5 protein-coding genes are annotated in these 11,927 nt (G+C 67.0%); 1 reads left to right on the plus strand and 4 read right to left on the minus strand.

Features of this window, described 5'->3' with window-relative positions:
* Nucleotides 1-4: 4 nt before the first annotated feature.
* The 4 genes from FHT26_RS24510 to FHT26_RS24525 form a co-directional block, all read right to left on the minus strand.
* Nucleotides 5-4,048, minus strand: coding sequence for an RHS repeat-associated core domain-containing protein (locus FHT26_RS24510; protein WP_168562714.1), 4,044 nt, complete (start codon nt 4,046-4,048; stop codon nt 5-7).
* A 28-nt stretch (nt 4,049-4,076) separates the two neighbouring features.
* Entirely contained in the window at nt 4,077-6,059 is a 1,983-nt protein-coding gene (locus tag FHT26_RS24515) for a hypothetical protein (protein WP_168562715.1), read from the minus strand.
* Nucleotides 6,011-9,859, minus strand: a complete 3,849-nt coding sequence (locus FHT26_RS24520; RefSeq protein WP_168562716.1) for an FG-GAP-like repeat-containing protein — start codon at nt 9,857-9,859, stop codon at nt 6,011-6,013. Before FHT26_RS24520 ends, FHT26_RS24515 begins: the two co-directional genes overlap by 49 nt.
* A gap of 332 nt (nt 9,860-10,191) precedes the next feature.
* Entirely contained in the window at nt 10,192-11,193 is a 1,002-nt protein-coding gene (locus FHT26_RS24525; RefSeq protein ID WP_168562717.1) for a hypothetical protein, read from the minus strand.
* Between the two features lie 237 nt (nt 11,194-11,430).
* Between FHT26_RS24525 and FHT26_RS24530 the strand changes: the two genes are divergently transcribed.
* The gene (locus FHT26_RS24530; RefSeq protein ID WP_168562718.1) at nt 11,431-11,922 is read left to right on the plus strand and encodes a heme-degrading domain-containing protein; all 492 of its coding nucleotides are present in this window, start codon (nt 11,431-11,433) and stop codon (nt 11,920-11,922) included.
* Nucleotides 11,923-11,927: the final 5 nt, after the last annotated feature.

Below are 11,927 nucleotides of genomic sequence, written 5' to 3' on the forward strand. Positions count from 1 at the left end.
TCTCCTAATCAGCAGGCCGAAGCGCGGGCGGGCGCGGCCCTATTGGTGGAAATAGTGGCGGGGCATTCCGGAGAGCCTGCCCCAATTGCTCAAGAATTATCTGCCATGTTGCGGGCGGTTTAATGATCTGATATGTCACCAATCCCCCACCCAAGTTTGTGTAAACGTAGGAGTTTCGATCGCCGTAGACACCACTCAATTCCATCGATGACCCGGCATTAAATGACGCCATGTCACCCCCCCGAGAATAGCCCGTTCCATCAGTATATCGATCAAGCTGCAAGTTGCCGGCCACAACACCGCGCAGATTTCCCGGCTTCACTTCCCAAAGCACATCGCTTGCTCTATCCACAATATCGGCGCGCCCAATAGGCAAGCCATCAGTACCATACAGCGTAACCTCGGCGGACAGCCCTTGCCGCTTGGCCCATGTCTGGATTGTCTTGTGCGCGTTATTTCCATCGTCCAAGTGGGTGATGTGGTTGAAAAGATAGCTATATGCGCCTGACTGCGCGCCGTTGGCAAATTTTCCCCCGCCGATGACCGAGGCAGTCCCGCCGGTTACCGCCGCTGCAAATGTTCCAAGCAACGCGTCGTCTTTCGTAGCACCGGCAATCGCGGGACTCACCGCCTTCGTGAATGCGGCACTCAAGGCCCCAGGCCCACACTTGCCGCCCCCTGCCACGCTGGTGACGCACCCGACCACGCCATGCAGCGCAATGCCAGACGCGCTTCCCCATGCCTGCCCCGTACCCGCCGTGAAGAAGTTGCCCCCACCGATCACATTCCCCGCGCCAGCAAACATCGCCGCAGTGAACGATCCCTGGATCGCCCCCTTCAGCGTGCCCGATGCGATCGCACCTGACGCGAACCCTGCGATCGCCGATTGCGCCACCACGTTCGTCGTGATCCCGTTCAGCGCACCCCCTGCAGGCCCCAGGTAGTACGCCACCGCGATGGATGCCACCAACCGAATGGTCTGGTTGTGCCACAACCCCTTCCAGATGCTCGTCAGGAAGAACCGCTGCCCGCTCGGGTCGGTGCAACTCAGCGGGTTGTTGTAGCAATACCCGTAGCGATCGTAGTTCTGCAGGTTGTAGGGATCCTGGATGAACGGATCGCCTTGCATGAAGCGGCCGAGCGTCGGGTCGAACAAACGGCCGTTCATGTGCACGATGCCGACGTCGTCCAGGTGCTCGTGCCCGGTGAAGCCGCGGTCGGTGCCGCCGCTGGTCGCGCTGCTCCAGTCCACCACCAGGTTGCCCAGGCTATCGTAGCTGCCGTTCGTGTAGCGCCGCTTGCCGAACGCGTCGTAGGCGTAGCGCCCCGTCACCGCCGCGTTGTGGTCGGTCGTTGCGACCAGGCTGCCCAACTGGTCCTTGTGCCAGTACTCCACCTTCACCAGCACGATGCTGGGCAACGGCGGCGCGGCTTGTGCACTGCCCAGCACAGGCAATGCCCCGGTCGACACCAGCACGCCGATGCTCACCCCGCCCACGCTCAGGTAGTGCCGATGACTCCTCCCTGCGGGATTCGCGGTACTCGCGCTGGTCGGCTCGTCGAGTTCGCTCTCGAAGCCGAGCCCGCCGGCGTTGTCCGGATGCAGGTTCCACGTCGTACGCGATCCGGCGGCCGTGCCGCCGACGATCGTGCGCACCTCCTGCATGCGGGCGTGGTTCTCGTCGTAGACCCACTTGTAGCCCGTCGTGCCGCCCGGCCCCTGGATGCCGGTCTGGCTGTCCGGCAGGTTGAAGCTGGTGTACGCGATGCCGCGGTACTTGCCGGCGCTCGCGCTGATCAGGTTGCCGTTGGCGTCGTATCCGTAGCTGGTGGCCTCGCCCCCCGTCACGCTCTGCAGCGCATGCGGACGCACTGCGCCCGCGCCTTGCGCCGCATAGCTGTACACGCCGACATCGCTCTTGTAGAGCAGCAGGCCCAACGCGTTGTATTGCAGCGAAACGGTTCGTGCGAGCCCCGGAATCGCCGGCGCCGCCACCGTGTAGTTCTGCAGGCGGCCGAGGCCGTCGTAGCCAAAGCCTTCCGTCACCGCACCGGTGTTGCCATCGCCCCGTGCATCGTTGCGCTGGATCAGGCGGCCGGCACTGTCCCAGGTGTAGGCTTGGTCCACCACGTCGCTGGCCGTGCCTGGCCCCGCGCTCAGTGCAGCCAGCCGCCCTGTCTGCCCGTCGAAGATCGCCCGGTTGACCACGTCGTTGCCGTAGCGCTGCTGCTCGGCCTTGCCCCACGCGTTGTAGGCCAGCGCTCGCCACAGCGTGCTGCCCACTGGCAGCGTCTTGCCGGCGGCGGGGGTTCCGCCCACCGTGCCGGGCAGCGGATTCACCGTCGCCGCCGTGTCCAGGTTCAGCGCCTCGACATAGCCTTTGGCCGTGTAGGCATAGCTGACGGTCAAGCCGGTCGGGTAGGTCTGCTTGCTCAGCCGGCCATTGGTCGCGTCGTACGCGACCGCCGATGCAAAGCTCGGCCCCGCCGGCGTGTCGGTGCGGGTGCCGGTCGGACGGCCCAGGCCGTCATAGAAATACTGCTTGTGGATGCCCGTCGTGGTCGAGCTCTCGCACAGCTTGCCCAGGCCCGAAACGCAGGTGGCGCCGCCCGTGCCATACGTGTCGAACACCCAGGTGCTCTCGAGGTCCGGCTCGACACGCTTCGTCATGCGCCCGAGCTTGTCGTAGACCATCGTGGTCTGCCGCGCATCCGCCTGCGTGGTCGCCCGCTGGTTCGGGCTCTGCTGCCACACCAGTTGGCCCAGCGCGTCGTAGTCGTAGGTCCACAGGCCGGTGTCCGGATCGCTCAGCGCCACCTTGCGGCCACGCGCATCGAACTGCACGAGCACCGTGTTCTGCAGCGCATCCTTCGTGGCGATCAGGTTGCCGAAGGCATCGTGCTGGTAGGCGGATTGCGCACCCAGCGCATCGGTCACCCGCAGCGGCTTGCCTTCGATGTCCTTCTCCTCCTTCCGCGACTCGCCCTTGTCGTTCGTCGTCGTCGTGGTCAGCCCGGCGTACTCGATGACGGTGCGCGCCGACTGCCAGGTCCCGCGGCCGGCGAACGCATGGGTGGTGCTCCCCCCCTGGTTGCCCGTGCCTTGCACGTCGACCGTGAAGCTGGCCGTCACGCGACCGAGCACGTCGACCTCGGTCGCACTCATGCCATAGCCCGCCGTGCCCGCCGCGGTCGACGATCCGCTGTCGAGGAAGTACGGCTGCGTGCTCAGCACCTGCGTACCGAACGCGTTGTAGTCGACGTCCTGCACGACCAGCCGTGCAGCCCCGCCAGGCTGGTTCGCGCCGTCGAAGGCTTCGCTCACGCTGCGCAGCTTGCGCCCCGCGCGGTCGGTGTACACACGCGAGAACGGCCCGTTCCTGGCATCCGTGCTGCCGTGCGTCTCGCTGTGAACCAGGGTCACCGCATCCGCGGGCACCTCACCGTTGGCAAAGGCCAGCGTGGCACACGCTGCACTGTTGGCCGACAGGTAGGAATCCAGGCCCCTGCCCTGCAAGGTGCAGTAGAACGTGACGGTGCTGGTGCCGTCTGCCCGCAGTTCCCGCACCGGCCGTCCGAAGTCGTCCAGTGTCCAGCGCGTGGTCAGGTTGTTGGGTCCGGTGATGCTCACCGCGGTGCCGAACCTCGGGTCATGGATCCGTTGCTCGCCATGGCCGAGCGCGTTGGCGGCGCTCGTCGCGAACGTGCCGGCCGGCGTGGTCAGCGTGACGCCGGCCACGGTCAGCGTCTGCGCCGCATAGGTCGTGGTGCTGCTGCGCGAATCGAAGATCGCGCGTCCTGTCGCACCTGCGCAATTGGCGGTGGTCACGCCCTGCTTGTTGCCGGCGTCGTCGTAGCTGTGCGTCGTCACCACGCACAGTTGCGCGTTGTCCGGCTCGATCCGCTCGGTCTCCAGCAGGCCGTCGCTGCGATAGGTGAACGCCGTCGTGCGCGTCTGGTCGTACGGGTTCGCAACGGGCGTGCCCTGGGCCTGCGTGCACAGCGGCGCCATCGCGATGGCCAGCGCCAGGAAGGTCTGAGTTTTCATCGTTGTCTTTCGCTCAGCAGTGCTGGACTCAGCCGCACACACCCATGCCGGTCTTGCCACGGTTGTTGCTTCCGGACAAGGCAGAAGTCGCGCTGGAGGTTCCAACCGTCACCCTGAGCGTGGTTGACAGCGGCACCGAGCCGACCGCACTGCCGCAGATCAGGATGCCGGTCTGCACGACCATCAGCGTGCAGCTCGAATTGGCCGCCATCTGCCCGCCCGGCGTGCAGGTCCCTCCGGACTGCACGCTGTACTGACTGGGGTTGCCTGTCGAGAAGACGACCGACATCGTTCCCGCGCCACCGCTGTTCGTGACCGTCAGCGTCCGCACCGAGGTCTGGGAGTCATAGACCAGCCCGAAGGCCTGCGAGGTCGACGCGATGCTGATCGATGGCGGCTGCGCCACGCTGAAGGCGATGCCGACACTGCCCACCGAGCCCCCCGCGGACGACGCGACGGACAGCGTTCCGTTGTAGGTGCCCGGCGCCGTGGGCGAGGTCACCGTGACACTGCCGCAAGAGCCGCTCGCCGGGCAATTGAGCGAGGATGCCGACAGGCTGTTGCCGCCGCTCACCGACAGGCTCAGCGTGGTCGGCGTCTGGCCGCTGTTGCTGAACGACACTGAGCCCGAGGCCGGTGTCGGCGAGGTGCTTGCAAACGACAGCTGGCTCGTCGACGGATTCACGTTGGGTGGAGTCAGCACCGTGAAATTGACGGGCACCGAGGTCACAGATCCGCCTGCCGACGAGCTCATCCCGAGCGTTCCCGAATAAGCACCGGCGGCCGAACCCGAACTGACGATGACCGATCCGCAACTGCCGGAGGCCGGGCAATTCAGGCTGGTGCTCGACAGGCTCAAGCCGCCGGTCACGCTGAGCGACAAGGTCGTCGGTGTCTGGCCACTGTTCGTGAAGCTGACCGAACCACTGGCGACCGCCGGCTGCGACACCGTCAGCGACAACGGGCTCGGCGAACTCACCGCGCCGATGCTCGGCGCCGTCAGCACCACCAGCGACACCGGAACAGAGGTGACGCTGCCGCCTGCGGACGACACCATCGTCAGCGTGCCCGAGTAATTGCCGGCAGCGACCGGTGACGTGATGCTGACCGTGCCGCACGATCCACCCGCCGGACAACTCAGGCTGCTGGTCGACAAGCTGCCTCCGCCAGTCAGCGCGAGGCTGAGTGTCGTCGGCGTCTGCCCGCTGTTGGTCAGCGTGACCGTTCCGGCAGCGGCGGTCGGCGCGGTGGTGGTCACCGACAACGGGCTGGGTGCCGTGCTCGCCGCGATGCTCGGCTGGGTGAGCACGACCAGCGCCACCGGCACTGCCACCGGCGATCCACCGGCCGACGAGCTGGCCGTCAGGGTGCCGCTGTAGTTGCCGGCAGCGCTCGGCGACGACACGGTGACGGCGCCGCAGGTGCCGGCGCCCGGGCAGCTCAGGCTCGTGGTCGAAAGGCTCGCGCCCCCGGTGACCGACAGCGTCAGCGTGGTTGGTGTCTGCCCTGCATTGCCGAACGTCACCGTGCCGCTTGCGACCGCCGGCGTCGTGGTCGTCACGGTCAGCGGGTTCGGCGACGGCGTCGCGAACAGGCCGACCGGCGTCAGCACCGACAGGTTCAGCGGGACCGACGTGGTGCTGCCGTTGTAGGAGGAGGTTGCTGTCAGGCTGCCGTTGTACGTGCCTGCCGCCGTCGGGCTGCTGATGGCGACGCTGCCGCATGACCCGTTGGCCGGGCATGACAGCGTGGTGACGGACAGGCTGCTGCCGCCGCTCGCCGTGAGAGCCAGCGTGGTCGGGGTCTGCCCGCTGTTGCTGAAGCTGACGGTGCCGGTTGCGGCCAGCGGTGCCGTCGACGAGGTGGTGACCGCGCCGGGCGCTGCGCTGATGCTCGGCGCCGTCAGCACCGTCAATGCGAGCGGCACGGAAGCCGCTGAGCCGCCGGCCGACGATGCGAGGATCAGGCTGCCGTTGTAGACGCCTGCGGCCGTGGGGGTCGTAATCTGCACGGTGCCGCAGTCGTCGTTGGCAGGGCAGTCAGCGAGGCTGGCGACACGCTGGCGCCGCCGCTGACGGACAAGTTCAGCGTCGTCGGCGTCTGGCCGGTGTTGCGCAGCAGCACCGTGCCGCTCGCCGGTGTCGGGGTGATGGTGCTCGCCGACAGCGCGGTCGGAAGGGCGACGACGTTGGTAGCAGTTCGCACTGTCAACGACACTGGCACCAGCAGCGGCGTGCTACCGGCTGGCGTGACGACCAGGTCGCCGCTGTAATTTCCCACGGCGGTGGGCGAGGTGATCACCACGCTGCCGCAGGCACCGCTGGCCGGACAAGCGAGGCTCGCGACCGAAAGGCCGCCGCCGCCGGTCAGGGACAAGCTCACGGTCTGCGCGGCGCCGCTGCCGTTGGTGATGGCGACCGACGCGCTGGCCGCTGCCGGCGCGGTGCTCGCGACCGACACCGACGCGGGGTTGGCCGACAGCCGGGTCACCGGCAGGGTCGTGCTTTGCGCGTTCGGTGCCGACCCGGCCGATACCGTAACCTGCGCAAGGCTGTTGGGGACCTGATTGCGCACCGTGGCCGATTGCAGCCGGCCGAGGATCCAGCGGTCACCGGCGGTGTCGTCGGGGAAGTAGCTGTTGGTGACCAGCTTGGTGACGGTCTGCTGGAGGCTGCCGGCAACCGTGCCATCGGTTCTCGTGAGCACGGTCAGCGTGTTGCCGGACGAATCGTACGTGTTGCCGGTGCGCACCGTCGGTAGCGTCATACCCTGGCCCACATCCCAGCCCTCTTCGAAGGACTCCAGCAGGTAGGGCTTCTGCAACTTGGCGCTGGTCGCGCACGGGGCAGGCGGCGCGCCCGGCGTCACGATGCCGGCCGGCGAAGTCACCGACGACGTCTTGTCGCAATAGGCGTTGCTGGTGCGGCTCAGCAGCGTACCCGCCTGCCCCAGCGCGCCGCGGTAGGTCGCGGTGGTGCTTGCCAATCCGGTGTAAGGATGGTCCTGCAGGTACGAGGTGACGACCGTCAACGGCTCGCCGTTCGGTGCCGGCTGCTGCTGGCTCATCTGCGTGAAGCCGAGCAGGCCGCGACCTTGCAGGTCGACACGCAAGCCCTGGTAGGCGTATTCGGTCTTGACGGTGCTCGCCACGCCGCCCACGGTAACGCCGGTATCGCTCTCCAGCGTCGCCACCAGCTGCATCGGCGGCGCGACGTCCATCTTGGGATAGGTCGAAGCACCGCCGGGGACGCGAGCGCTCGCGTAGCGAGGGAACGGGTAATTGACGCCACCGGTCCCGCTGGTCGGATTGGCCAGCGGCACATAGGTCACGCGTGTCACGAGCCCGGTCGGCGAAGTGACCGTCAGCAGCTGGTCGGGCGGCAATGCATCGGCGCGGACCAGCAGGCGGTTGATCGCACCGCCCGACGGGTTGCTCACCATCGACAGAATCTCGGTGGCACCGTGGCCGGTGAAGTCGCCCAGCTGGTAGTCTGCCGTGCCGTCGGCCTTCTTCAGTGGCGCGTAGACCTCGCTGCCGATGACGAGACTGCTCCGCTTGAAGGTGCCGTCGCCGTTGCTCAGGTAAATGGCGTTGTCGACATACGAGTCCTTCCAGCGCAGGATGTCGCTGCGGCCGTCGCCGTTGAAGTCGGCGATGCTGATCCCGACCGTGACGGGTTGGCCGAAGGCGCTGGAGAGCTCCTCCGACGCGTTCTTCAAGTTGAACCCGGCGACACCCGCGTAGCCGGCGCCCGTCGAGACTGCAAGGCCATTGTTGGCCGCCGTTCCGTCATATGACGGCCCCAGGCAATCGGCGCGACCATCGCCGTTGAAATCGAGCGGGTAGTCGCATGAACCACCGCTGCTCGGCGTGAAATTTCCGTCGCCGTTGGACAGGAACACGCTCGGACCGTGGAACGGGTCATTGATTCGCACCACGTCGGCCAGGCCATCGCCGTTGGCGTCTGCCACGTTCCTCGGTTGGCCGACGCCGGACCCGACGGTCGGCTCGGTGTACAGCGAGTGGTTGGCAAGGTTCGACACCGCGTTCGTGAAATTGCCGTTTCCGTCGCCCAACCAGACCTGGGTACAGACCTGCGTGCCGCAGGCGTCGACCGCGTCGGCCATCACGTTGTAGCCGGGTCGCAGTGTCGTGACGACGTCCAGCCGGCCGTCGCCATCGACGTCGAACAACAGGAAGTTGCGCGCGCTGGTCCAGCCGGTGTGACCGCCTTCCTTGATCTGGGCCGCGGTCGGCGTCAGCGTGACGCCCTTCGAGCGGGTCAATGCCGGACCGTTGTACGGTACGCGGGTGAAACTGCCGTCGCCGTTGCTGAAGTACAGCACCGCCTGGCCGGCGTCCGGCTGTCCGCTGCCGAAGTTGCAGGTCGCGCCGCCGAGTCCGGCGGCGGCGCTGTAGCGAAACAAGTCGGTGAGGCCGTCGCCGTTCAGATCGGCCACCACCGAGAAGAAGCAGTTGTCGCTCTTGAAGAGGTTGCGGTCGGCAAGATTGAATGCGCCAGGACCGCTGCCCGCCGGAACCAGCGAGAAGCCGCCATCGCCGGTGTTGCGCCAGAGCTGGTTCTCGGCAGGGTTGTCGGCCCAGCGCAGGATGTCCTGGCGTCCTTGCCCGAAGAAGTCGCCGGTGATCACGCCGCGCGTGCCGTCCACCAGATCGATCAGCGCCGCCGTCGCGAGCCCGGCCGGAAAGTTGGCACTCGGCTGGAAAGCGAATCCGCCGCCTGCCGAATAGCCGAAGCGCACCGGTGGCAGGCACTGGGCCTCGGCAGTACCTGCGCATTCGACGATCTGCACGAGCCGGCTGCGGTTCGTCACCGGGCCGTTGTCATAAGTCAGCTGCGTCGTGCGCACTTTCAGCGTCCCCACGTAAGTGCGAATCGCCTTCAGGCGCTGGATGCCGACATTTTTGCTGCCGAGATGGTAGGTCTCCGAAGCGTCCTGAGCCCCGTTGACCGGACTTGAACGATCCTCGTATTCGAGCACGACCTTGTTGACCGGCGGTTGCGCGAGCCGCCCGGTGTATTGCACTTCCACCAGGTTCCATTCATGCCCGGGCGCCGTGCCGTTGAACGGTGTCGAGCCCCATGCCACGTCGCGCTGGCCGTAGAAGAAGTCGACATAGTTGCCGAGCGTGTCGCTGATGCGGCTCACCGTCCACGCGGCCACCACCGGCTTGCCCTGCACGGCGATCGCCGCGTTCGCCGCAGCGTTCGCGTTGTTGCCGTACTCGTAGATCTGGCCCGCCTTCGTCCACACCTTGAAGAAGGCTGGACCGTTGTCGGCAACGCCCCCTGCGGAACCATAGGCGCGCACGCGCACGAAGGTGTCTTTCTCGGTGCGGTATTCGCGCACGCTGCCGGAGGCCAGCCCGAGGCTGTCGCTGCCTTGCGGGAAGGCCGACACCGCGCCACCGGCATCAGTCTGGACGAGGCGCTGGCCATCGAGGCACAGCTTGTCGGCCGCGGTGTAATTCACGTTGCGCACCACACCGTCCACCGAACGAGTGGTCGGGCAGCGCGTGATGATCGACACGCCCTGCAGCGACCAGCCATTGCCGACCGGTCCGTTGAGCCCTGCACCCGAATACGTCAGCGACAGGTTCGGACTCATGCCCGCGATACCTGGAGGAACGGCAATCGGCATGCTGTAGACCGGCGCGCCGCCATCGGAGACGGAGAGAGCCTGTGCGCGGCTGTCGACAGCCGCCGGCAGCAGAATCAAACTCGCAAGCAGTGCGAAAAGCCGGCGAAGAGGGCCCCGCCCTGCCCGAGGTGTCGTCACAGTGATCATGTCGCGTCCTGCGAAGCCTGCGGGTGCTCGTCTCACCCGGACACGCCAAGGTCTGGACGCAGGTCTCGCGACGTCGCCTCCCTGCCACCGGACAGTCCGGTGGCCCACCCGCAGCCTGCGCGGTACGCAGATGTGGGCGGCCTCGTGCCGATCGATGAGCCGCGCTCGTGCGCGCTTCTTTGTTGAATCCGGTGCCCGTCCTTGCAGAACAGGCTTCGTCGCAGTCTACCGTCGGCCAACGGCGTGTAAAGCCCTTTTCTTGATGATTCGAAACAGCGATAGATTCCAACTCGAATTCAAGACCTTCTCATGATGCGGACGGCGTGCCAACGTCACGTCGTCAACCTCGGCCGCTCCTTCGCGACGCGCACCGCGCGCCGCAGGAAGAAGCCGGTCACGTCGAAGCCGGTGCCGCCCTTCGAGAACTCCTGCTCCGGTCCCTCGCACAGCCGCACCGATCGCCACGCGACACCGTGGCGCGGCGGATAGGCCGGCAGCAGGTTCGCACCGAAGCCGAGGTACTCGGCCACCAGCGAGCCGCCGCGCCGGTCGAACAGCCGCAGATGGACCCGCGCGACCCAGTGGCTGCGGTCTTCCGGCGTCGAGGCATCCTGCACCGTCAGCAGGTAGCGCGCGGTGCTCTCGCGCACCGGCCCTTCGACCCACTGCAGCAGGTCGTAGTGCGCCAGGCGCGCGAGGAACTCCTCGGCTTTCGCCGGCTGCAGCAACGTGCGCCCGGCGGATTCCCACCACAGCCGGTGCGCCGTCACCGTGATCGCGCCGCGCGAGGTCATGCGCCGGTCCTGCTCGACGAAATCGAATTGCGACGACGCGAGCACCTGGGGCGCCGCCGGCGCATCGAACCACTCGACCGGCGGCAGGTCGTCGGCCGACGGCCGGCGCAGCGGATCGATGTCGAGCAGCACGCCCTGATTGGGGAGCACGCGGTCCGCGTCGCTGGCGGCCGTCAGCCGGCGGTCGCTGTCGCAGCGGCGCGCCAGGTAGGCCAGCGCGTCGGCCACCATCGCATCGTTGGCGGCTTGCAGCCGGGCTTCGGCAGCCCGGTGCCGCACCGCGTCGAGTGCGAGCCAGCCGAGCCCGTGGGCCGCCGCCAGCGCCATCAGCGCCAGCACGAACCCGATGCGTCGGCGGCGCGTCGCGCGCGGCATTCGGCTCAGCACGCCGAGCGCGAACGACGCCCCCACGAGCAGGGCGATCGCCCCGAGCGCCAGCAGCACGGGGGCGCTGGTCCAGGTCTCGGGGATCGTGAAGGTGCCTGCGACGGCGTCGGGCACGGTATCGGAAACGAATGAGGTGTCGGTGGGGGACGGCATGCGCCCATCCTTTGCAAGAAAAGGGGTTCGTCGGAACGGATCGGAGAGATCGAAGACGTCGGACCAGAAAGCCCCCGGGTGTCAAAGGCCGGCCGCGTCGAATACCTGCAGTGTGTTCCACCGCCCTATTCACCTATGCTGACGCATGCGGTGAATGCATACTTTTGAGGGCTTGCCGATACAGTCAGGCCCAAATCCGCCGCTCCGCCTCCGCATCAACCCTGGCTTTCACCCCCCATGGACCTCGAAAAAGATCTGAAAACGATTGCCCGGCAAGAAGATTGTTTTCGACTGAAACACTTCAATGCCGACACCGCGTGGGTCTTGGGCGTGCGACTGAAGGAAATGGCCGAAGCGCGCGGTGTCGCGATCACGATCGAGGTGCGGCTGGCGAAGGAAACGGTGTTCTTTTTCGCGATGCAGGGCACCTCGCCGTCGAATGCCGACTGGGCGCGCCGCAAGCGCAACACGGTCGAGTTGCTGCACCACAGTTCGTACCGCGTGGGCCTCGACCACGCGCTCAATGGCGGCACGCTGGAGTCGAAGATGGGCCTGCCGATGCGCGACTACGCGGACCACGGCGGCAGCTTCCCGATCGCCGTGGAAGGCAGCGGCTGCATCGGCGCGGTGACGGTCTCGGGCCTGCCGCAGCGCGAGGATCACGCGATGGCGGTCGAGGCGCTGGCCGGCTTGTGCGGGGTGTCGCTGGACGGGCTGCGCCTGGACTGACGGCG

Origin of the sequence: Rhizobacter sp. SG703, from assembly GCF_012275445.1 — a bacterium.
GTDB lineage: Bacteria > Pseudomonadota > Gammaproteobacteria > Burkholderiales > Burkholderiaceae_C > Rhizobacter.